This window comes from Variovorax sp. R-27, assembly GCF_049913215.1.
Lineage (GTDB): Bacteria > Pseudomonadota > Gammaproteobacteria > Burkholderiales > Burkholderiaceae_C > Variovorax.
The window spans coordinates 2,092,529-2,113,505 of record NZ_CP183984.1; the positions used below are offsets into that span (position 1 = coordinate 2,092,529).

Below are 20,977 nucleotides of genomic sequence, written 5' to 3' on the forward strand. Positions count from 1 at the left end.
GGACCGGCCGAGAAGTTGTAGGGGCGCTTGCCGGCCGGCGTCTGCTGCTGGGTCACGTTGCTTTTACTTCTTGGCTGGGGCCTTGGCAGGTGCCTTGGCGGGAGCGGAGCCTTGGGCAGCGCCATCGGTCGGTGCGCCGAGTGCCTTGGCGACTGCGGTGTCGAGCGCGCGCATCTTGGGTTCGACCGTGGTGCGCGTGTCGGCCACGAGCTTTTCCGTCAGTGCGGTCTGCATCTTCGGGTTCAGGTCCTGGTACTTCTTGCTCAGGGGCGAGTTGATCCAGGCCAGCAGCTGCTTGAGTTCGTCTTCGTTGAAGTTCTGCTCCATCAGCGGGGTGAGGGCGCCCGGGGCCAGTTGAACGGCCTTGTCGCGAACGATGGGGTAGGTCTCGTCGAAGTACTTCTTCAGCTCGGCGTCGGCAGCCTTGGCGGCAGCTTCGCGCTTGGCTTCAGGCACTTGCGTCTGCAGGTATTGCGAACCCGCTTGCGCGATCGGAGCGCTCGATTGCTCGACCAGGCCGCGTGCCAGCGATTCGATACCGGGGCGCTGGATGTCGATGAACTGCTTGATGAGCGTGGCCTTGTCCTGGGCCATGGCGGCCATCGAACTGCTTGCCAGGGCGACCGTCAGAAGTGCGAGTTTGATTTTTTTCACTGAGGATTCTCCGTTGAAGATGAGGAAGTATCGTCCGCGTCAGGCTCGCTTTCGCCGTTCGCGTCGTTTTCGACGATACGTTGTAGCCCGCTGAGTTTGGCGCCTTCGTCGAGTCCGATCAGCGTAACGCCTTGCGTCGCGCGACCAAGTTCACGAATTTCGGCAACCCGGGTGCGCACCAGCACGCCCTTGTCGGTGATGAGCATGATCTCATCATCCGCATGCACGAGAGTGGCAGCAACGACCTTGCCGTTGCGCTCACTCTGTTGAATGGCGATCATGCCTTTGGTTCCCCGGCCGTGGCGGGTGTATTCCGTAATGCTTGTTCGCTTTCCGTAACCATTTTCCGTGGCCGTGAGCACGCTTTGCTGCTCATCTTCGGCAACCAGCATGGCAATCACGCCCTGTCCGGGGTCGAGCGACATGCCGCGCACGCCGCGGGCATTGCGGCCAAGCGGGCGGACGTCTTCCTCGTCGAAGCGCACGGCCTTGCCGCCGTCGCTGAAGAGCATCACGTCGTGCTTGCCGTCGGTCAGTGCCGCGCCGATCAGGTAGTCGCCCTCATCGAGGTTCACGGCAATGATGCCGCCCTTGCGCGGGTTGTTGAACTCGTCGAGCGCCGTCTTCTTGACCGTGCCCATCGAGGTCGCCATGAACACGTACTGGTCGGCCGGGAAGTTGCGCTTTTCACCCGTCAGCGCGAGCGCGACGTTGATCTTTTCGCCTTCCTGCAGTGGGAACATGTTGACGATGGGGCGCCCGCGCGAGCCACGCGAACCCGCCGGCACTTCCCACACCTTGAGCCAGTACAGCCGGCCGCGGTTGGAGAAGCACAGGATGTAGTCGTGCGTGTTGGCGATGAAGAGCTGGTCGATCCAGTCGTCGTCCTTGGTGGCGGTAGCCTGCTTGCCGCGGCCGCCGCGTTTCTGCGCGCGGTATTCGCCCAGCGGCTGGCTCTTGATGTAGCCGCTGTGCGAGAGCGTCACCACCATGTCGGTCGGCGTGATCAGGTCTTCGGTCGATAGGTCGTAGGCGCTGTGCTCCACCAGGCTGCGGCGCGCGCCGACCTTCGACTGGCCGAACTCCTGCTTGATGGTGCCGAGTTCGTCGCCAATGATGGTCGAGACGCGCTCGGGCTTGGCCAGGATGTCGAGCAGGTCGTCGATCTCGGCCATCACGTCCTTGTACTCGGCCACGATCTTGTCCTGCTCGAGGCCGGTCAGGCGCTGCAGGCGCATCTGCAGGATTTCCTGGGCTTGCGTTTCCGACAGTCGATAGAGGCCGTCGCCGCCCATGCCGAAATTGCGCTCGAGGCCTTCGGGGCGGTAGTCGTCGGCGTTGATCACGCCGCCGTCGGCGCGCGTGCGCGTGAGCATTTCGCGCACCAGCTTGCTGTCCCAGCTGCGGGTCATCAGCTCGGCCTTGGCGACAGGCGGCGTCGGCGATTCGCGGATGATGCGGATGAACTCGTCGATGTTGGCCAGCGCCACCGCGAGGCCTTCGAGCACGTGGCCGCGTTCGCGGGCCTTGCGCAGCGTGAAGACGGTGCGGCGCGTGACCACTTCGCGGCGGTGCTGCAGGAAGACCTGGATCAGATCCTTCAGGTTGCACAGCTTGGGCTGGCCATCGACCAGCGCCACCATGTTGATGCCGAAGGTGTCCTGCAGCTGCGTCTGCTTGTAGAGGTTGTTGAGCACCACCTCGGGCACTTCGCCGCGCTTGAGCTCGATCACCAGGCGCATGCCCGACTTGTCGGACTCGTCCTGGATGTGGCTGATGCCTTCGATCTTCTTCTCGTGCACCAGCTCGGCCATGCGCTCCTGCAGCGTCTTCTTGTTGACCTGGTAGGGGAGCTCGTCGACGATGATCGCCTGGCGCTGGCCGCGGTCGATGTCCTCGAAGTGGCACTTGGCGCGCATCACGACCTTGCCGCGGCCGGTGCGGTAGCCGTCCTTCACGCCGTTGATGCCATAGATGATGCCGGCGGTGGGGAAGTCGGGCGCGGGCACGATTTCCATCAGCTCGTCGATGCTGGCTTCGGGGTTGCGCAGCAGGTGCAGGCAGGCGTCGACAACCTCATTCAGGTTGTGCGGCGGAATATTGGTGGCCATGCCGACCGCAATACCGCCGGAGCCATTGACCAGCAGATTCGGGAGCTGGCTCGGCAGCACTTTCGGCTCTTTTTCGGAGCCGTCGTAATTGTCCTGAAAGTCGACAGTTTCCTTGTCGATATCGGCCAGCATTTCGTGCGCAATTTTGGCCAGCCGGATTTCCGTATACCGCATTGCGGCCGCGTTGTCTCCATCGACCGACCCGAAGTTGCCCTGGCCGTCGACCAGCATATGGCGCATCGAGAAGTCCTGGGCCAGGCGCACGATGGTGTCGTAGACCGACTGGTCTCCGTGCGGGTGGTACTTACCGATCACGTCGCCAACGATACGGGCCGACTTCTTGTATGGCCGATTCCAGTCGTTGTTGAGTTCGTGCATCGCGTACAGCACGCGGCGGTGCACAGGCTTGAGACCGTCGCGGGCATCGGGAAGCGCTCGGCCCACGATCACGCTCATGGCGTAGTCGAGATAGCTGCTGCGCATTTCCTCTTCGAGACTGATGGGCAGGGTTTCTTTTGCGAAGGAGGTCATGAGCGAGGGGCTGGCGGCAGGAAGGCGAAATTTTACGCTGTGAGGGGTGTCGCACCGCCGCAACACAAGGTGCCTATTCCGCCTCCGTCCTACGCTTCGGGGCCGTCCAGCGGCCTGTTTGCCAAAGACCCTATGGCACAATCGCCTCAACGTTTTGGGTGGTGGTCACTTAAAGCGTCCTTGATTCGCAGCGCGGCTGCGGCTTTTTCCCCAAGAGGAGAACCATGAAGAAACTGAATAAAGTGGCGATGATGTTTGCAGTCGCTGCGCTCGCCACTGCCGCCGGCGCGCAGACCCGTGTCACCGCTGCGGACGGCGGTCCTACGATCGACAACTGGCAAAACGGCACCGGCGAACTGGTCTGGAAGAACGGCACGAATGAACTGTGCTGGCGCGATGCCAACTGGACGCCGGCTACGGCTGCCGCTGGTTGCGACGGTGCTCTGGTTCCTGCTGCTCCGGCTGCTGCTGCTCCGGCTGCTGCTGCCCCGGCTGCCCCGGCTGCCCCGCAAGTCGCTGCCAACAAGGTGACCTTCGCTGCCGACGCATTCTTCGACTTCGACAAGTCGGTTCTGAAGCCTGAAGGTCGCGCCAAGCTGACCGATCTGGTCGAGAAGATCCGTGGCGTCAACCTCGAAGTCATCATCGCTGTGGGCCACACCGACTCGATCGGTACGGACGCCTACAACCAGCGTCTGTCGGTGCGTCGCGCCGAAGCCGTCAAGGCCTTCCTGGTCTCGAAGGGCATCGAACGCAACCGCGTCTACACCGAAGGCAAGGGCGAGAAGCAGCCTGTGGCTGACAACCGCACCAAGGAAGGCCGCGCCAAGAACCGTCGCGTGGAAATCGAAGTGGTCGGCACCCGCGCCAACTAATCAATCGATTCCATCGATCATGAAAACCCCGCCTCGGCGGGGTTTTTTTATGGCTGTCGAATTCGTGATTGATCTTTGGCAAAGCCCGCGCGGTGTTTATTGGACATTGCTCGTTTCATAATCGCTGTATGACAGAAAACGTGAATGCGGATCCGGCCGAACTGGCCAAGTTTTCAGAGCTCGCGCATCGCTGGTGGGATTTGGAAAGCGAATTCCGCCCGCTGCATGAAATCAATCCATTGCGCCTGGAATGGATTGACGGTATTGCACCTATTTCGCAGCGCCGCGTGCTCGATATCGGCTGCGGCGGCGGCATCCTGGCCGATTCGATGGCGCGCAAGGGGGCCGACGTGCTGGGTATCGACCTCGCGGGCAAGGCGCTCAAGGTTGCGCAGCTGCATGCGCTCGAGGCCGGCACCCGCGGCGTGAAGTACCGTGAGATCAGCGCAGAGGCGCTGGCAGCTGAGCAGCCGGGCAGCTTCGACGTCGTCACCTGCATGGAGATGCTTGAGCACGTGCCGCAGCCGGCCTCGGTGATCCAGGCCTGTGCCACGCTGGTCAAGCCGGGTGGTTGGGTGTTCTTCTCGACGATCAACCGCAGCCTGAAGTCCTTCATGCTGGCGATCGTGGGCGCCGAGTATGTCCTCGGCATGCTGCCGCGCGGGACCCATGAATATGCGAAGCTGATCCGTCCGAGCGAACTGGCCGGCTACTGTCGCGCGGCGGGCCTTGACCTGCGGCGCACCCGCGGCATGGAGCACAACCCCCTGACCCGGCGCTATTGGCTCAGCGGCGACACCAGCGTCAACTACATGTTCGCCACGCAGAAGCCGGCCGAACTGAAGTCGGGATCGCACGGATGATGGGCGTCGAGACGAAAGCCGTGCTGTTCGACCTCGACGGCACGCTGATCGACAGTGCGCCCGATCTGGGGGCCGCAGCCGACAAGATGCGCACTGATCGCGGCCTCGATTCGTACCCGATGGAGCGTTACCGTCCCATGGCTGGTGCGGGCGCGCGCGGCATGCTCGGCGTGGCGTTCGGCATCACGCCGGAATCGCCGGAGTTTCCTGAGCTGCGCGAAGAGTTCTTCGTGACCTACGAGCGCCGTATGCTGCTCAACACGCAGGTGTTCGATGGCATCCAGGTGCTCATCGATGCCCTGCGTGAGCGCGGCCTCTTGTGGGGAGTCGTCACCAACAAGTCGATGCGCTTCACCGATCCGCTGACGCGCGCCATTCCGCTTTTCGCGAGTGCGGGCGCGGTTGTGAGCGGTGACACCACGCCGTTTGCCAAGCCGCATCCTGAGCCCTTGCATGAAGCTGCGCGCCGGCTTGGCGTGGCATCGCGGGCATGCATCTACGTCGGCGACGACGAGCGCGACATCATCGCGGGCCGCGCTGCAGGCATGCGCACGGTCGCAGCCACCTACGGCTACATGGGTACACAGGCCGATTCGGCACTCTGGCAGGCCGATGCTTCAATCTCTTCGCCCCTTGAGCTCTTGAAGTTACTCAATAGCGCCTAAAATGAGTCGCTTGGGGCTGCACTGGTTTCGACGTGGGTTCGGAGTCGCAGCGGGGCATGTCGAGCTGAATGCGCTCGTAAAACAGATTCAAACAAACTAACTGCAAACGACGAACGTTTCGCACTCGCTGCTTAATTGCCAGTGAGCCTTGCAACAGTTGGCCGATGGGCTGGGCAAGGGGGTCTGGAGCAATCCTGGCCTCCCGGCTGCAAGGATAATTACATGGGCTGGCTCCGATCCGGGTACCTTGGGTCGGGGCGAGAAAATAGGGTGCTGGCGTCCGGTTTAGCGTGTGACTGCGCGACTCCGGAAGCGAGACTTAAATCAGATCACTAAACATGTAGAACTGCGCGATGAAGGCTTGCGGACGGGGGTTCAAATCCCCCCAGCTCCACCAAATTTCTAGAGCTAAGTCCAATTAAATCAAAGACTTACGAAAAGGCTCTCCGTCTCGGACCGTCACACAGCGTCCCGCGATTCACACACTTCTCACACGCGATTCGCACCTGAATCGCTCGCGTCGCCGACCTCCGGCAGACCAGGCAGATGCTCCCGACCGTACTTTACCTGCGGTCGGTCGAAGCCCAGAGTGGCACCTTGCTCGACCCATCGGCCGTAGTTCCTGATCACCATCTCAGTCGTCTTGTGGCCGAGCAGCTTGGCGATGTACGCCGGGTTCTCGCCCTGGCTCAGCAGTTGGCTCGCGAACGTGTGCCGCATCTGGTACGGATTGCGATAGCTGGCCATGGCCTTCTTGCAGGTGCGCTGCCACAGCCGCAGCAGCGACTGGTCCGTCCATTCCTTGTCGTTGCGCGGGTTCATGAAGACCCGACCACCAGCTTTCTCAGTGCGTTGCCGTTGATCCTCAAGCGCCTGACGGGCGGCAAGAAGCAGCGGGATGGTGCGCACGCCGGCACGCGTCTTCGTGCCTTTTTCCTCGCCCTCGACGACAGCCCTGTGGACGCGCACAGTCCCGGCCTGCAGATCGATGTCGGCCCAGGTCAGCGCGATCAACTCGCTCGTTCTGACACCCGTGTATGCCCAGAACTGAAACGCCGCCCGTTCGGCGCCGGTCATGCTGACCAGCAGCGGCACTAGCTCTTCCACGCTGTACGGCTGCGGCTCGTAGTCCGTGTGGAGCGTGTCCCGCGGCAGGATCCGCGACAGCTTCAGTCGGTCGAGCGGGTTGAAGTCGATCACCTCGTCTGCCAGTGCTTCCGACAAGGCGTTGCGCAGCGGAAGAAGCAGGTTGCTCATGCGCTTGCGCGTGACCTTCTGCAGTGCGATCCACTCTCGCAATGTGCCCGTGCTCAAGGCCTGGACCTGCAGGTGTCCGAACTGCGGGATCAGGATGTTGTCGATGGCCATTCGGTAGCCGCGCCAGGTGCTGGGCTGCAGCGATGCCTTCGAGCGTTCGCGGTATCCCTCCAGCAGCTGCTTGATAGTCGAGTCCTTGCCCTTCGCAGAGCCATGGCCGAACACCCGGCATTTCGCTGAAGAAGGGAAGTAGTCGTTGTACCGAAACGTCCCGTGTTCGATCTTGCGCAGGATCTCGCCGCGCAGTCGCTCGGCATAGCGCAGGTTCTCGCGTGTGCCGGGTAGGTCCAGCGTCTCGCGACACTGCACCCCCTGAAAACTGAAGGCGATGCGGATAACCTCTTTGCGTTTGCGCTTGAGGACCGTGATCCCCTGGCTCACGCCTTGGCCTTGCGCTTGCTCGACACATCGGGCTTGCGACCCGCAGCCCAGTCGTTCACTGCGCGCACGTTGACCCACGACTGCTTGCTGCCATCGGGGTGGCGCACATGCACGTCGCGCAGCCAGTGCCCGCTGCGCACGCGCTTATCGACCGCATCGGCCGTCTCGCCGAAGAGTTCGCAGTAGCGGCTCATGGGAATCCACTCCATGGCGACAACTGTACTCATCGCTTCGCGTCCTCCGCCATGACGGCGCGCACGATGGCATTGCGCAGGCCCACCCGCGCGGTTCTGGGCAGTGTCTCCCAGAGAGTCGGGTGCTCGGTGTCGATGTGCTCCATCACGGTGAACGCCACCATGTCGGCATCGATCGTGCCCTGGGGCTTGGGCACCAGGCGCAACGCAGGCTTGCGAGTAGCGGTGGTGCTCACGGCAGGGCCCCCACGTTGTCGTCGAGCAATTGCTTGGCCAGCACCAGCAAGGCGAGTGCGCCTTCGGCCGCCAGATCCGGCGCTTCGTCGGTTACGAGCGTCAGGACTTCGATTGCCTCGTGAAGAGCACAACTCGCGTGCTCGCAGTTGTCGCGCGTGTTGGTTTCGTCTGCGGCGCTGGTGGCATCGACCGCGACTTTCACCAGCGAGCGTGCACCATAGGCGGCTCCGCTGTTCATATCCGATACGCGAGAGTCGAGGATCGCGAATGCTTCGATGGTTCTCTCGTAGGCGTCGAAAATGCAGCCGGCTACGTTTTCAGTCTCCGCGGCGGCTGGTTGACGTGCCGCAAGATCGTTGTCACTCCGGTCGGCTTCAGTGATGTCCTCGCGATGCGGAAGCACGTCACCCATTTCGGTGAAATCCATCCAGGCGTTTGCGGCATCGAGATGTGCAAAAGCTTCGCGCAGAGTGGCCTCGATGACCTGGCCGATGGAGAGCGCGATCACGCCTTCCATTGCTGCGAGTGCCGGGAACATGCCGGTGTACGCGGCGTCTACATCGGCTCGTGCCAGCGGTTCGCGGCGCATAGGGGCGATGGAGGCCGGCAGCATGTCTTCGATGACTGTCCGCAGCAGAACCTCCGCCGCTTCGCCGGGGTCCGTCATCTCAACCGACTGGTGTGCGAGCTGCAGTTTTTCCTGGCCGAGCTTGAGGTTGGAGAAGATCGCATCCAGTCGTGTCTGCAGTGCGCTCTTCGCTGCCTTCGGCTTTGCCTTGGCGCGGGGCTTGTCGAGGACGGCGCTCATGCTTGCACCTCGTTGGCCATGTCGCGGGCTTCCCGGTATTGCGCGAAGAGCTGCTCGCCAGCTTCGCCGACCTCGCGGGCGAGCCGCATGATGACGCCGCCGAGCAGGGGTAGAGCGTCGTCGGTGAGTTCGTAGCCGCTGAAGCGGCCCTCGGCCGATTTCTCGACAGCGGACAAGCAGATCGCGCACGACGCGAGGGCTTGTATTTCGCTCGATCGCATCGTGATCACATCGATGGCCGACGAGTCGAACTCGATGACATCCTGACTGCGTGCAGCGGGGCGAATGGGGGAGGGCGATTGCTCGCCGGTTGCGCCGACTTGTGGGCGCGTGCTAACCTTGGACATGATTTAGGTTCCTTGCTAGGGTTCTTGGGTCACAGAAAGCTCAACGGTTGCCGCCGTTGGGCTTTCGCCTTTTCTGGGTGGGGATTCAAGTGGTCTGCAGCACCTCCTGCAGGATGGACTCGTGGTAGCTGTGCACGGTCCCGAAGCGCGGATCGCGCACGTCGCCGATGACCAAGCCCTTATCCCGCGACAGGGCGGCGCACTTCCGGCCGAGATTCGCTGCCATGCGGGCATCGACGGGGCGCCCGATCAGGTTGGAGTAGCCGAGGACGGTGAAATGCTTGTTCTCGGGCTGCGTGCGAGCCTCGATGACCGCCACGTTCTCCTGCAGCCGAGCAAGCTCCGTGGCTTGGCGAGCCTGCTCTTGTTCGAGCGCGTCTTGCCGGACGAGCGCGTCGATCAGGGCTGCGGTGCGGGGATCGTGGACTGCGGGCAGGATTGCGCTTTTCGCGCGGCGTTCGCATTCCAGGAAGTATTCGCGGAGTTCGAAGCCGCGATCGGTCCCGCTCATCATCCCGATGTGCTTGCCGGCTTCGAGGGTGAAGTGGTATTCGGACTGGATCTGACCCGTAGCGGAAAGCTCCCCCTTTTGGGTGAGCTTCACGAAATCGCGGTTCTCGATCAGGCGGCCGCGCTTGATCTGCGCCTTGACCCAACTGGTGAAGTCTTTCCCGATGCGAAGTTCGGCGTGTAGTTCGCGGCCGCTGATGGTTGGGATGAGATCGCTGCCGATTTGGCGCGGATGGATGGTGATGTTGACGGTCATCGCTAGGGTTCCTGGGTTACTTGCCTGTTTGCCGGACTACGAGTTGCCGCTCGTTGGGCCGTTGTTTCAAGGTATCAGCAGTTTCAAATCACGATAGGTTGGAGCTGGGACTCTTCGCAACATGGCGGATGCCGATGCCATCGAGGCTATTCGTGTTCGCGAAAAATTGCGACCCACTGAAAAGTCCCAAAAGAGTTACTCCATAGTTGGACGATTTGTCTGAATGCGTCCTTGCCGGGCGCGGGATTCTTCGAGACGGGCGATGACTTCGCTGTTCATCGAGCGATGGTTGTTGATCGCTTGGTGCTTCAGCCAGTCCTTGAGGTCTGGAGGAAGACGAATCGGGGAGGGGGCGAGGTGGCCAATGCCTTTCATAATTTCCTTTTTTCACTACGCGGCGTAGTTATAGTAACGCCGCGTAGTTATTTTTGGCAAGTTGTGTTTTGGCTACACTGCGTAGCTATGGCGAAATCTCCGACCACCACGACCGCGCCGACCGGGAACATTGCCCCCTTTGGTCTTCGCATGCTTCCTGAGTTGAAGGAGCGCATCGAGGCGGCCGCGAAGGCCAGCGGTCGCTCCATGAACGCAGAAATTACTGATCGCCTTGAGCGCAGCTTTGTTGATGGGCCCGACTTCGCGATGGTCTTGGCCGATGCGCAATATCAGGCTGCGCTTCAGGCGTTGGACATCGAAAGCATGCGAATTCACTTCGTCAGCTTGGCGTCTCTTGTCGAAATTCTGGTTTCCAAATCGGATGAGGTGCTGGCAGCGCTTAGCCCAGGAGAGCAGGCATTGTTCAAGGATGCGATGGCCTACGCCAAAGCAGAGCGAGAGAACTCCAAGCCCTTCGAGGAAGCTGTCGATCGAGTCGGAGCGACCCGCGAACTGGTTCGGGAAGCGCGCATGCGCTTCCTTGAAGCAAAGGGCGCCAAGGGAGTGCGCGACGCGAAGGTCTGATCTACGCTGCAGATGAGCGACAACGATGCGCTGCTGCTTGGCAGCCTGCTGGTCGTGGGCTTGCTCGCGCTGGCCAGGGTTTGCTACGACGTCCTGTACGAGGATGGACTTGGCTGACTGCTTCACTGCGAGAGGTTTCATGCCCCGCAGGTTGCCCACGTCCGCCGGCAATGTCAGGGTGAAATGTTTCACCGGCGCGCGATTTTTTGGCGTCCGTACTTCGTGCTTCGGAATCCGTCTGTGCAAGAGCAGGTTAATCATCACGTCCGTCCTTAGGTTGATCGGACGTAATGTCTTTAATCGCGTAGAAGCTGTCTGCGTAGCATCACCATGAAGGCATGCTGGATCGCTGCCGAGGCATGACTTATCGACGGTCCGTCACTTCTTCGGGGCATGCCACGCGTCGCGTGGAAAAAGTTCAATCAGCCGTTTCCGAACAGTTGCTGAAGACAGGTGCAGGGCTTGAGCAATGGCCACCGCTGCTTGCTCCTTGGACATCTTCCCGCGCAAGGGTTCGGCCGTTTCAGCGATTCGCGCCAAATTTTTCTCACCAAGCTGCCGTCGGGCCTTTGCGGCGGGGGCTACCCGCAAACGAGCCGCTTCATCTTCTTTCGCTGCGTATTCCTGTTTGATTGCATCAACAGCAACTGCAGTGTCCCTGGCCGCTTCCTCCTTCGATTGAGAGAGCAGTTCAAACCAAGCCTGTATCCAAAACATCGTTCGCCAATTCGAGGGCGAGCACTTGGTTCCGATGAAGTCGAGGAGGGCCACTGGCGATACGCCTGCACGGGCCGCACAAGCAATCACAGGCATGGGAGACATCAAAAATTCATCCCAGTGCATCGTGTCCACGTAGTCGGTCTCGGGACCTAAAAGGGAATACATCTTGCCGAGGCGAGCGCGTTGTTTTTCTCTCTCCGCTTCGGTTTCTGCGGCAATCGCGGCGGCGATTTTGTGTTCCGACTCGCCGATTTCCCTCACTGCAGAAGGATCGAACTTCAGCCGGCGAGGCGTTGTCAGTGTCCGTGCGAGCGCGTTCGTTGACGTATCGGCCATGCTTGGTGCCTTGTCTCTTCCTGCCGCAGTCATCACGATGCCGCCTTTGCTGGGAGTGATTGGTAAACCGCACTCGTGATATTGCCACCAACACGAGGGAAGGGGCGATCAAAGATCAAGCCACGGCGGGTTATCGAGGGCGTGGCGATCAGCCAACTCCTCTACAGTGCATCCTTTGGCCACGGGAGGGGTTATGAGTGATGCAAGCGAAGTCGCGTTGGCTAAGCTGGTTCAGATTTACAGCTCTGCAGGCAACGGCACCAAGAAGCAAATAGCCGCGATAGAGGCGCTTGGCCGTCTCGGAGGAGGTGGTGCGGTCAAAGCGCTCATCAAGATCTACGACAGCGCAGGCAATGGCACCGGCAGGCAGATTGCGGCTATTCTTGCCATCGGTGAGGCCGGTAGATTAATGATGTAGCCGGGCGCTACGCCTGCCGGTTCGATGCCGGCCCCAGATTGGTTACCAAGAATCAAATTTGTCTGACATGGCCAGGATTTCGGCAGCCCTACATTCCTGACGCCACGGCGTTCAACCGTGGCGCCTTGCTGTAACCCTCAGCCCGGCCGCGCGCCGGGCTCTTTTTTGTGATGAGGCGGTGGCGATCACCTCGTTATCTCGGCCTCTTGAAAACTTCGTGGACGGCGTCTAAATTGAGCGTTGTTGAGGTTTTGGTCAACCGAAAAGGAGGCTTGAAATGACCATGAACTTGTTGCGGCAGATAGCGACTTCTCGCTTGCCCATCTCGTTCTATCGGACTGAAGACATCGACCAGGTCCGAATCCTTCGGGCTGCAGGACTGGTGGTTGCGCTGGTCCCAGCGCCATCTGAACCGCTCACCCTGTCAGGGGGCAGCTCAGCCGCACAGGTACTCTCGGTTACCCAGAAGGGGCGAGAAGTGCTCGCGGAGTTCAACTATCCGGAAGCCCGAGCACCGCTATGGCGCAAGCGGATGCCGCGGTTCATCACCAGGCACCGGGATTCCTCGAAATCATCGGCAGAGCAGTCCGCGTCGGCTCGAATGCAGTAGCGGAAAAACAAGAGCCCGTTCAGTGCGGGCTCTGTCGGCTTGCGGCTTGAAGATCAGCGAAGGTCGCAAGCTAGTCGTCGGCGAAAATCTCACCAAATTCTTGGAAGACCCAGCCATCATCGCTGCGGGCATAGATGGCCGTGAATTCGTTGTTGACGCCGCGCGACCAGAAGTGCAGGCCGAGCCGCCCGCGATACAGGATGATTTGCGCCAGATCGGCGTCGATCGCCCCGAGTGCATCGACCATCTCATCGACCTGCGGTAGCACGGCCTCCAGCGTTGGTATGACCTCGCGTTCAAGCTCTTCTTGATCGACGGCATACACCTGGACCGTGACCTCGTTGGCTGTTCCCCGGAAGAGGTCGGCATTGAACTCCACGCGGCCTTCGGAGTCGGCATGGTCATCGGCCTGGCGGAAGCCTTGGCATCGAAGTTCGGCGAGGTAGTCCATATGGGGGGCGTTGATGTCGCTGGCCGCGGGAGTCTAGCCCTCATCTGAGATGGCATGCCGGTTCGATTCCGGCCCCGGGCACCTGCTGTTGCAGGCAATAAAGGGGGAGAGGCACCATGTCTTCGAACGGCGAGATGAGCTACGCTGTGATCGAACAGGGGGCTTCATGATCAAACGACTACTGAGCAGAGTCCGTCGGCGGCCGATCACGCGTACTGCCTCCCTGCCGCCGGTCACGTTGCGTGTGTTGGAAAGACCAGGGTTGGGCAGCTTCGTTGACCCCAATCCGTGGTTCGACGTGGCTGTGTTTGCGTCGAAAGGCGAGCAAGTGGGGCGCGTTGGATTTGGGGTGTCGCCGCTTTTCGAGTGCGTGTATGTGGATGGCTTGCATATCGAGTCCCAGTTCAGGGATCAGGGCTACGCGAGCAGCGTCTTGCTAACCATCTCACGGCAATGCGCAGCAGGCGGCCAGCCGCTACCCATCACGGCCATGCATGAGGTGGGAACATCTCTAGGCTTTTGGGGAAAGCTCCGCCTCGGCTACGTTCCAGGCTTGACCGTGACCAGGGACATCCGAACTGGCGATCACGAGCCACTTCGCAGGCGCTGGCGCGCCGCGCTGTTCGCGTCATAGGAATTCGGTAGTCGTGCTTCAACGGCAAGGCATGCTGGCTCGATGCTGGCCCCCGGCACCAACTGCTGCGGGCAATACGAGGGAAGGGCGACTGAAGTTGATGCGGGGACGGTAGCATCAGGTCAAACTCGAGGAGGGAGGATCAGATGTCTCTGTTTCAGGTCTTGACACTGTGGTCTGGCGTCGCGCTGGCGATCACGATCGCCACGAGTTGGACGAGCCTGGTTGTCTGGGCAGACAAAAATCCGAACATGGCGTCTTGGGTCCAGGCCGTAGGCGCGATAGTCGCGATCGTCGGCGCATTCTTGATTTCAGATCGGCAGCATCGAGCTGCTGTCCAGGCGCAGAGGGAAAGTGCTGCGCACAGCGCAGTCGATCGGCTCTCGATAGTGAAAACTCTTCTTGCTCGCGCGATCGCGATGGTCAACCTGCTGCAGCGAGAGTACGAAGAAGGGCGCTTGTACGAGGTGAGTGCTGCTGAGCTTGAAAATCTGGTCGATTGCAAGGATGCGCTCGACAAGTTGCCGGTGTTCGAAATTCCATCGGCGAGGGTTGTTCTTTATTTGTCCTCTGTGCCCCGTGGCCTCAGCGAACTCCACTCTGCGTGGACTGCCGCCTCAGCATTCATGCGGATTCATGCTCCTGAACTTAAAGTGCAGTCGCATGAAAAGCTCACGGCAAAACTGCCTGAAGTCCTGGAACTGATTCGGCTTGCCGGAGCGGCCTGCGAAGAGGAAATAGATCGACTGCGTCGCGAGGCCGGCTTATGAAGAGCACTGTGCAGGATGTGCCTATTCGGCGGGCATAAAAAAGCCCGCGCGAGGCGGGCTTGGCTTTGAGTGTAAGCGTGTCACCAGCCATCACGGCGATAGCGCTCCGCGATCGCTCGATACGCTTGACGCGTCGAATCGATGTATGAAAGCCAAATACTGTAGAGAAGGAGGATAAATCCTGCGGCCGCGAAGGTGAGAAAGGTCCAGCCTGCGGCTGAGGACTCTGCAGTAGGGGCAAGGGACTGGACAACAAGGACTATGTTGGCCGCGGCCCAGCCAATGGCCAGAAAGACGACGCCCGCCACAGCGTGGAGCAACCAGCGCCATTGTCCGAACCTGTGCGCGACCCAGCCCGTGTTGAGAAGAATGAGCATCCTCACCTCGACATGATATTTTCCTAGGGCCGAGCGTATCCGGAATCGAAGCGCGTGGCGACAGATTCCGTCGTGGCCGAAAAGGCGCCATGTCGTCCCGGCAATAGGAAAGCCCGCTCGAGAAGGGCTTGGAGTGCGACTGCTTACCCGATGCGGACGCTAGGCCTTTTGGGGAAGTCAGTCAGGGGTGAGCATTCTTTCCCCAATATAGAACAGCCCCCACATGGTCACGCAGAGCATCTGAAAGAAAAGCAGCAGATAGAGACCGGAAAAAACAAGCTTTGCTGGAGCATAGAGTTGGGTGGGAAGCAGATCTTTGATGAGGGGGGCAACCGTCAGAGAACCAATGGCCATAACAGTCAGCACAACACTTGCAACAGTAAGGAAGGCAAACATCACGCACAGCAGCCTACGGCGCGTCAAAGAAATCGGCTGCGGCGTTAATTCCCCGTTGTGCAAAATCCTGAGTGTCGGAGCTTCTCCTGGCATTGCTCTGTCCATGTGAGGATTGTTGAACGTCGCAACTGCTGCAAGCGCAGCAATGTAAAAACCAGGCAGGCTCTGTACGAAAGCTAAGATTTTCGAAAGAATGCCTGTCGGACCAAAAACATCAATGCTTCCGGGAAGCAGCCAGCCAATAAAAATTGCGGCCAATGAGCACCCGGAGGGGATGAACCAATTAACGACTGTTAGTCGCTTTGAGGAATGCCGTATCCAAAGATACGAGAATGGCCGCGTCAGTTCAATAATCATAACCTTGCGTCCTTAAGGCAGGAGATATTAAATTAACTCCAACATTCCGTCAATAATTGTTTTGTCAATTTTGGTAGATTGCGATGGAAGATCCGAATCAAAACTTACATGCTGCTTCCGAGTAAACGATTTTTCAAGTGCGTCGATTGAAAACTGCTCCTCTCTAGGCTTTCCATCCGAATCCTTAAAGCGAATGCGCGCTGCATGAAGTACTTTGGTTTTGCGAGCTTCCTTGACCGCGTTCACCAAGCCGGCCAACGAGACTTTGGAGGCGTCGAAGGGTTTTATCTTGAGTACTTGCTTTTTGACTTGGAGATTTCCGCTGTTATCGAATTTTTCGGAAATGTCAGTTATTAAATCCATCGAAATGAATCGGCCGGCATTAATGTCGTCCTTTAGTGTTTGGCTCTGGTGGCCTGCAGCAGAGAATTCATAGTCAACTTCATACGTCACTGGATTTCCATCTTTTCCAATAGATCCGCCTGGTTCGGCGAAGTGGAAGAGAGCTGCGTGACGCTTCACAGTTTTCACTGCTTTCATTAATTGCTTAAAAAGCTTTTCGATGATGGACGCTGTAATGCCGGCGCCATAGGTCACCATCACTAAGGCCGTCTGGCTATTGTTGTCAACCCGCACTACGATATGAGTCGATACATCTATGCCTTCTTCCTTGGTTTTCCCGCCAGGACGGACGGCCTTTGTTTTGAAGTGCTTAAATGCTGGGTCGGCAATGCTTAGATCAGCGCGATTTACCAGAATCTGATATGTATGACTTGCGGAGTCGTACTTCCAGTCAGTTATCTCGATGAGTTCGTTTGATCGCCTGTGGAGACTTATTCCAGTCGGCTTTCCCTTATTGATCGCTTCAATTGCTTCTTTGAAGCTAACGCAAGATGGCCTACTAATCGCTGCATTTTTGCTTTTAGAAGAAATTGTTAAGTCGTAGAAAAAGACTAGACGTTCACGTGTTTTCATGGTTGCCCTCCTCCGGTGATTGTCGTGCTCACTGCAACAATTTGTATGCTCGTCATCCCTTGTTGGAAGGCTACTGGCGACGGCGAGAGTCCGGCCTGAGTTGAGTTATCACGACCGAAAAACCCGTGTTCAAGCTTTCCGAGAATCCGCGCTAGAAAAGCGCATGCCTGAACCTCGCGGCCGTCGCCATCCTCTGTTCCTCCGGCTGACCAAGCTGATCGATCCTGTCTACCCCAATGCACTCACCCCCGTTGCCTGGAACGATGACGAGCCGTTGGATGAAGCGGAGGGAGTGGTTTACATTGCCACGCGGCCCAGTGCGCGACTGAGAACCTGGGCCCGGCAGTTGCGCAAGCTGCACGCGGCCGACGAGACCTACAAGACGGAGGAGGGGCTCAGCCCGCTCAGCGGCGCTCCTCTACGAGAGGCGAACCTGCGCGAGCTCGGGACCCGCCTTGACCTCTACTCGGGACATGGCGGCGAAATCCTCTCCGTGCAGTCGGCCGTGCGTGCATACGTGACCACTGACCTGCTGGCGGTCGTGACAGATCGCGCCGATGGGGATGCTGTCGGCTTCGTATCTTTCAGCCTGCAGTGGGTCGTCGATGCCTTCGCGCGAGCTGGTGAGAAAGTCGAGCTGGAGGTCGAGCTCGACCAGGCGTGGATCGCACCGGCCTTTCGTCGGCGGCGCTGGGGCGAGACCGCGGTGATCGCGATAGCCTTCGCCACCAAACGGCATGTCCAGCACATCCAAGCGACGACGCGGTGGCCACGCGAGTTCTGCGTGAAGCTGGAGGTGGCGGTATGCGCTGACCTCTATAGCACGAGCGGTGAGGCGCTGCTCGCGAAATGCGCCGAATACGTGTCCTTCCAGTTCGACTGGGGACTCGAGCAGCCGCGGTTGCAGGTGTCTCAGATCATTCTGGATGGGAGGTGGTAGCCGCCCGGTGGGAGTTCACCGTGGATATAGTCGCGCTGAACCAGCACTCAGCAAGACAACCATGGATCTCTCGCTTCTTAGTTTTATCGTCGGCACAGTCATTGCTCTTATAGGTCTTTCGATACCTATCGCCGCGCTAGAGGAGAGTAAGCGTGACAGCTTGGTTCGCTTCTGGAAGCGGTGGACAAAGATCGTTTTTCTGGCCGTGCTCGTGGTCAACTCAGTCTTGGGTATCTGGCTCTTTTGGCACATGGCTGGAGCGCCTTCGCGGGGCGAGGTTCTAGTGCTGTTGATGCACATATTCAACTTGTTCGGTGTGCCGTTCATTCTCTTCATGGCTGCGATGGACAACGTCCTCGACGCTAGGAATGCGAAGAGAAGTGAGTTGGAGGAGAAGATCAAGAACCTCGAACTCCAGGTCCAGGCGCTCACCTCGTTTAAGGCGTTGCCTACAACGGGGGCTGCGGCCGTGACAAGGCCAATCTAGCTGCGGCCGGCTGAGATCAGGACGTGTTTTTCACGCGCGGCAAGAAGTCCAAACTGGGGTGAAGACGGCGACTAGCCTTGAAAAGTTCGGACGCCAGCAGGCAGGACATCCTCTTCGCCGCGTTTCGCGCGACGGTTCTGCTCGTGACGGAAGGCGCGCTCCTCAAGCTTCATCTGGATCTGAGTGTCCGGAGCGCCACGAAGCATCCGGCAGACTTTGCAAGAGCAGGACTTCGGGGTTTGCTTTGATGGCATCGCGGCGATTATCGGGGCGGTAGCGCTCGTGAAAAAGCCCGCACAAGGCGGGCCGAACGTCAAGAAGAAGTGGATGGCTAGTGCATCACCGAATCGACATGAATGCTTCTAGCCATAAAGTGCCATTCTTGGGCGCGCAGGCGCTCCCAAGCCTTTTCGAGATGGTCAGCCGGCAGGAGTTTGCGTTTGCGATCATTCCACGCGTGCACGTGCTCAATAGCTAAAGATGGTGATTCGCGAGCTTCCTCATGGTGCACCATCACCCAAAGCATCGTGCTCAGTAGCTCCATGCCATGGGGATCCTCGAAGCCGTCAATGAGTCTTGTCACGCGCTCGATTCGTTTGTTTGTCGCATCGTCTCGCGCGAGAAGATCCTGCGCTTCATCGACCCCTTCGGGAATGGTCATGAGTAAACGATCAGGAGAGCTATCACCATCGCCCATGCCCGTCAAAAAGTGGCTATCCAAACGCTTGAGCACATGGCCCAGATTAGGGGCATAAGGACCGTATCGGTCAGCTTGGAACTTTAACTTCAGGTCTTGTCCAGCCTCTTGCATGAAGTACATGAGCTTCTGTGCTTCGAGTTGTGTGACAAACGGCTCCAGCAGCCCTCGGATGTAGCGACTCATGAGAACCAACAATGTGGCCGATGCCTTCGTTAGCTTAGGTCGTGGAGTGCGATTGGGCATATCCACTGCAGGCGGAGCGCCAGCAGGCTCAAACAGCAATACCTGTACGTCAGGGACTCGGCTAAAGGCCTTCACGATCAATGGGCGAACTTGGCTCCAATCGAGGCCTCCATTTCCGCAACCCAGCGGTGGAACAGCGATGGACTTGATGCCTAGCCGCTGAATGGTGGTGATCAAATCGTCCAGTCCGCTTTCTACATCGGCAAGCCGACTGCGCGCGCGCCAGTGACCTTTGGTTGGAAAATTGATGACCCACCGCGGGCCGTCACCGATGCTGCCGCGATCGAACACATGCATGTGACCCAATCGCACTTGGCCCGCTTTTGCAGCCTGAGCGTAGGCTGCGAACATCGAGGGGAAGGCGTTCTTGAATTGAAGCGCAATCCCTTTTCCCATCACGCCTTCGGTGTTAACGGTATTCACCAGCGCATCGGCCGGTGCGTTTAGGAGATTGCCTTGAGCGGATTCAATCATTAGTAGTACCAGTCGGGGCGGGCGACGACCCTGGGACTATGTGCAGTGCCCGCCAAAATCTGCTCGATCTCAGCACGTACAGCGTCATTGTGACACCCGATGTATATCACTTGGTCCCATGGGAATTCGTCCGCGACGAGGAATTCGGCGGACTTTTCGGTGGCGCGTCTCGGCCAACTGTTGGATGCGATCAGTTCCCAGTCGATACGTTCAAGGTCGTCTGTGTGGTGATAGAAGTCTGTTAGGTAGTCTGTGCCAGCATTCATGGTCGTGAGGGCCCACGCTTTGCCTAGCGCTGTTCCCCGCGCAACTGTGCTGACCAAATGGACGATCCGGCTTTGATAACCAAGTGGCTTACCGGTGTTGCCGGAATTGATCGTAAGCAACATGGGCGAGCGCGGACAGTAATAGAAGGGGACGAACTCGTGCACGGTGCGGTTGCCTGCGCCCGGAATTCTTTTTGAGCGTCGCCGATCCTTGATGTGACTAAACGCCACGCTGGCCGGCTTAACCCCTGCTGCGATCAAGCCTGCGTCGGACAACAGCCGACCCGCCGCCACGATAGCTGCGAGGTTGGCCACATCAGTGATGTGATAAATGTGAGTCTTGGCGGGGTCGGGTGCCATTTCCTGGATGGAGTCCTGCTATTTCCTCTGAGGAGGGAAGAATCGTTCAATGTCCGCGATGGTCTGCTCAATGAGCGCCGTGTCCTCCGGGTGCTCGACCAGATCAACCAGCAAGTTCGCCAAATTCTTTCGAAGAGTCGGCCGCTGCTGAGCGGCGATCTCGGCCAGGTACTCCACCAGCGCCCGCGCTGACGGCTCCGCATCGGCGCCCACGAGCTTGAGCGAGGCGCGCTCCGTCCTGGGGCCTTTTCCCGTCTCCAGCCATTCAGGCGAGACACGTAGCGCTTTTGCGATGGACACGAGCTCCCGCGGGCGTTGCCTGAAGCCCGATTCGATGTTCCCGATCGAGCTTTGGGACACGCCCACTTCTTCCGCCAGTTGCACCTGGCTCCAGCCCAGTTCTTGCCGGACTGCCTTGACTCGTTCTGCGATTGTCTTCACGAACGAAATTCTCCCACAGCTTTTAAATTCGAACGTGTTAGTATTCGGGCTTCTATCGTGTTCGAGCAAGGAGTTGTCATGGAAGCGTTCCTGAAGGCTGTTGAGATTGCAGGGAGCCGGCTGAAGCTGGCCGAGTTGATCGGTGTCGGTGGATCTACCCCTGGGATGTGGGCATTTCGAAAGAAGGTGCCGGCAGAGCACTGCCCCGCAATCGAGCGGGAAACGGGTGTGCTCTGTGAAGACCTCCGCCCGGACGTGCCGTGGGATGTACTGCGCAACTCGAAGCGCCGCCCGCGCAAGGCAACTGCCTGAT

At 59.2% G+C, this 20,977-nt stretch carries 26 protein-coding genes and 1 other RNA gene; 10 read left to right on the forward strand and 17 right to left on the reverse strand.

Annotated features, from left to right (window positions below; translation table 11 throughout):
* Nucleotides 1-63: 63 nt before the first annotated feature.
* Nucleotides 64-654, reverse strand: coding sequence for a DUF2059 domain-containing protein (locus tag ACN9MV_RS09500; protein WP_093050116.1), 591 nt, complete (start codon nucleotides 652-654; stop codon nucleotides 64-66).
* The gene (gene gyrA, locus ACN9MV_RS09505; protein ID WP_093050119.1) at nucleotides 651-3,296 is read right to left on the reverse strand and encodes a DNA gyrase subunit A; all 2,646 of its coding nucleotides are present in this window, start codon (nucleotides 3,294-3,296) and stop codon (nucleotides 651-653) included. Before gyrA ends, ACN9MV_RS09500 begins: the two co-directional genes overlap by 4 nt.
* Nucleotides 3,297-3,520: 224 nt before the next feature.
* Here gyrA and ompA point away from each other — a divergent pair, with 224 nt between their 5' ends.
* The 4 genes from ompA (at nucleotide 3,521) to ssrA (ending at nucleotide 6,096) form a co-directional block, all read left to right on the forward strand.
* On the forward strand, nucleotides 3,521-4,171 hold the full coding sequence (gene ompA, locus ACN9MV_RS09510; RefSeq protein WP_093050122.1) for an outer membrane protein OmpA: 651 nt from the start codon (nucleotides 3,521-3,523) through the stop codon (nucleotides 4,169-4,171).
* A 128-nt stretch (nucleotides 4,172-4,299) separates the two neighbouring features.
* Entirely contained in the window at nucleotides 4,300-5,034 is a 735-nt protein-coding gene (gene ubiG, locus ACN9MV_RS09515) for a bifunctional 2-polyprenyl-6-hydroxyphenol methylase/3-demethylubiquinol 3-O-methyltransferase UbiG (RefSeq protein WP_426391919.1), read from the forward strand.
* Nucleotides 5,031-5,699, forward strand: coding sequence for an HAD family hydrolase (locus tag ACN9MV_RS09520; protein ID WP_426391920.1), 669 nt, complete (start codon nucleotides 5,031-5,033; stop codon nucleotides 5,697-5,699). Before ubiG ends, ACN9MV_RS09520 begins: the two co-directional genes overlap by 4 nt.
* Nucleotides 5,700-5,711: 12 nt before the next feature.
* Nucleotides 5,712-6,096: a transfer-messenger RNA gene (ssrA, locus tag ACN9MV_RS09525) on the forward strand.
* Between the two features lie 92 nt (nucleotides 6,097-6,188).
* On the opposite strand, the gene ACN9MV_RS09530 is transcribed toward ssrA, so the two are convergent.
* From ACN9MV_RS09530 to ACN9MV_RS09560, 7 genes are all read right to left on the reverse strand, one after another.
* Complete coding sequence (locus tag ACN9MV_RS09530) at nucleotides 6,189-7,397, reverse strand: tyrosine-type recombinase/integrase (RefSeq protein WP_426391921.1); 1,209 nt, start codon at nucleotides 7,395-7,397, stop codon at nucleotides 6,189-6,191.
* Nucleotides 7,394-7,624: a hypothetical protein gene (locus ACN9MV_RS09535; protein WP_426391922.1), complete on the reverse strand. Its 231-nt coding sequence runs from the start codon at nucleotides 7,622-7,624 to the stop codon at nucleotides 7,394-7,396. Before ACN9MV_RS09535 ends, ACN9MV_RS09530 begins: the two co-directional genes overlap by 4 nt.
* The gene (locus ACN9MV_RS09540; protein WP_426391923.1) at nucleotides 7,621-7,827 is read right to left on the reverse strand and encodes a hypothetical protein; all 207 of its coding nucleotides are present in this window, start codon (nucleotides 7,825-7,827) and stop codon (nucleotides 7,621-7,623) included. Before ACN9MV_RS09540 ends, ACN9MV_RS09535 begins: the two co-directional genes overlap by 4 nt.
* Nucleotides 7,824-8,636, reverse strand: a complete 813-nt coding sequence (locus ACN9MV_RS09545; protein ID WP_426391924.1) for a hypothetical protein — start codon at nucleotides 8,634-8,636, stop codon at nucleotides 7,824-7,826. The genes ACN9MV_RS09540 and ACN9MV_RS09545 overlap by 4 nt, the downstream gene beginning before the upstream one ends.
* On the reverse strand, nucleotides 8,633-8,983 hold the full coding sequence (locus tag ACN9MV_RS09550) for a hypothetical protein (protein WP_426391925.1): 351 nt from the start codon (nucleotides 8,981-8,983) through the stop codon (nucleotides 8,633-8,635). The genes ACN9MV_RS09545 and ACN9MV_RS09550 overlap by 4 nt, the downstream gene beginning before the upstream one ends.
* Nucleotides 8,984-9,068: 85 nt before the next feature.
* Nucleotides 9,069-9,749, reverse strand: a complete 681-nt coding sequence (locus ACN9MV_RS09555) for an antA/AntB antirepressor family protein (RefSeq protein ID WP_426391926.1) — start codon at nucleotides 9,747-9,749, stop codon at nucleotides 9,069-9,071.
* A 195-nt stretch (nucleotides 9,750-9,944) separates the two neighbouring features.
* Nucleotides 9,945-10,124, reverse strand: coding sequence for an Arc family DNA-binding protein (locus ACN9MV_RS09560; RefSeq protein WP_426391927.1), 180 nt, complete (start codon nucleotides 10,122-10,124; stop codon nucleotides 9,945-9,947).
* An 87-nt stretch (nucleotides 10,125-10,211) separates the two neighbouring features.
* Between ACN9MV_RS09560 and ACN9MV_RS09565 the strand changes: the two genes are divergently transcribed.
* Nucleotides 10,212-10,709 carry an Arc family DNA-binding protein gene (locus ACN9MV_RS09565; RefSeq protein WP_426391928.1) on the forward strand — a complete coding sequence of 166 codons (498 nt, stop codon included), beginning with the start codon at nucleotides 10,212-10,214 and terminating at the stop codon, nucleotides 10,707-10,709.
* 378 nt (nucleotides 10,710-11,087) lie between these two features.
* On the opposite strand, the gene ACN9MV_RS09570 is transcribed toward ACN9MV_RS09565, so the two are convergent.
* Nucleotides 11,088-11,765 (reverse strand): hypothetical protein, encoded by a 678-nt coding sequence (locus ACN9MV_RS09570; protein ID WP_426391929.1) that lies wholly within the window; start codon nucleotides 11,763-11,765, stop codon nucleotides 11,088-11,090.
* Between the two features lie 193 nt (nucleotides 11,766-11,958).
* Here ACN9MV_RS09570 and ACN9MV_RS09575 point away from each other — a divergent pair, with 193 nt between their 5' ends.
* Complete coding sequence (locus ACN9MV_RS09575) at nucleotides 11,959-12,183, forward strand: hypothetical protein (protein WP_426391930.1); 225 nt, start codon at nucleotides 11,959-11,961, stop codon at nucleotides 12,181-12,183.
* 680 nt (nucleotides 12,184-12,863) lie between these two features.
* On the opposite strand, the gene ACN9MV_RS09580 is transcribed toward ACN9MV_RS09575, so the two are convergent.
* Complete coding sequence (locus tag ACN9MV_RS09580; protein WP_426391931.1) at nucleotides 12,864-13,244, reverse strand: hypothetical protein; 381 nt, start codon at nucleotides 13,242-13,244, stop codon at nucleotides 12,864-12,866.
* Between the two features lie 780 nt (nucleotides 13,245-14,024).
* Here ACN9MV_RS09580 and ACN9MV_RS09585 point away from each other — a divergent pair.
* A complete protein-coding gene (locus tag ACN9MV_RS09585; RefSeq protein WP_426391932.1) occupies nucleotides 14,025-14,648 on the forward strand; it encodes a hypothetical protein in 624 nt (207 codons plus the stop codon).
* 80 nt (nucleotides 14,649-14,728) lie between these two features.
* Here ACN9MV_RS09585 and ACN9MV_RS09590 read toward each other — a convergent pair whose 3' ends face one another.
* The 3 genes from ACN9MV_RS09590 to ACN9MV_RS09600 all read right to left on the reverse strand — a co-directional run bounded on the left by ACN9MV_RS09590 (nucleotide 14,729) and on the right by ACN9MV_RS09600 (nucleotide 16,753).
* Nucleotides 14,729-15,025, reverse strand: coding sequence for a hypothetical protein (locus ACN9MV_RS09590; RefSeq protein ID WP_426391933.1), 297 nt, complete (start codon nucleotides 15,023-15,025; stop codon nucleotides 14,729-14,731).
* A gap of 177 nt (nucleotides 15,026-15,202) precedes the next feature.
* Complete coding sequence (locus ACN9MV_RS09595) at nucleotides 15,203-15,778, reverse strand: hypothetical protein (protein WP_426391934.1); 576 nt, start codon at nucleotides 15,776-15,778, stop codon at nucleotides 15,203-15,205.
* Nucleotides 15,779-15,805: 27 nt separating this feature from the next.
* Nucleotides 15,806-16,753: a hypothetical protein gene (locus ACN9MV_RS09600; protein ID WP_426391935.1), complete on the reverse strand. Its 948-nt coding sequence runs from the start codon at nucleotides 16,751-16,753 to the stop codon at nucleotides 15,806-15,808.
* 163 nt (nucleotides 16,754-16,916) lie between these two features.
* Between ACN9MV_RS09600 and ACN9MV_RS09605 the strand changes: the two genes are divergently transcribed.
* Nucleotides 16,917-17,693, forward strand: a complete 777-nt coding sequence (locus tag ACN9MV_RS09605) for a hypothetical protein (protein WP_426391936.1) — start codon at nucleotides 16,917-16,919, stop codon at nucleotides 17,691-17,693.
* Between the two features lie 61 nt (nucleotides 17,694-17,754).
* The gene (locus ACN9MV_RS09610) at nucleotides 17,755-18,180 is read left to right on the forward strand and encodes a hypothetical protein (protein ID WP_426391937.1); all 426 of its coding nucleotides are present in this window, start codon (nucleotides 17,755-17,757) and stop codon (nucleotides 18,178-18,180) included.
* 331 nt (nucleotides 18,181-18,511) lie between these two features.
* On the opposite strand, the gene darG is transcribed toward ACN9MV_RS09610, so the two are convergent.
* The 3 genes from darG to ACN9MV_RS09625 are packed head-to-tail and all read right to left on the reverse strand — an operon-like array spanning nucleotide 18,512 to nucleotide 20,664.
* Nucleotides 18,512-19,597 carry a type II toxin-antitoxin system antitoxin DNA ADP-ribosyl glycohydrolase DarG gene (gene darG / locus ACN9MV_RS09615; RefSeq protein ID WP_426391938.1) on the reverse strand — a complete coding sequence of 362 codons (1,086 nt, stop codon included), beginning with the start codon at nucleotides 19,595-19,597 and terminating at the stop codon, nucleotides 18,512-18,514.
* Entirely contained in the window at nucleotides 19,597-20,223 is a 627-nt protein-coding gene (darT, locus tag ACN9MV_RS09620) for a type II toxin-antitoxin system toxin DNA ADP-ribosyl transferase DarT (RefSeq protein WP_426391939.1), read from the reverse strand. Before darT ends, darG begins: the two co-directional genes overlap by 1 nt.
* 18 nt (nucleotides 20,224-20,241) lie before the next feature.
* Complete coding sequence (locus ACN9MV_RS09625; protein WP_426391940.1) at nucleotides 20,242-20,664, reverse strand: helix-turn-helix domain-containing protein; 423 nt, start codon at nucleotides 20,662-20,664, stop codon at nucleotides 20,242-20,244.
* Between the two features lie 78 nt (nucleotides 20,665-20,742).
* Here ACN9MV_RS09625 and ACN9MV_RS09630 point away from each other — a divergent pair, with 78 nt between their 5' ends.
* Nucleotides 20,743-20,976 (forward strand): YdaS family helix-turn-helix protein, encoded by a 234-nt coding sequence (locus ACN9MV_RS09630; protein WP_426391941.1) that lies wholly within the window; start codon nucleotides 20,743-20,745, stop codon nucleotides 20,974-20,976.
* Nucleotide 20,977: the final 1 nt, after the last annotated feature.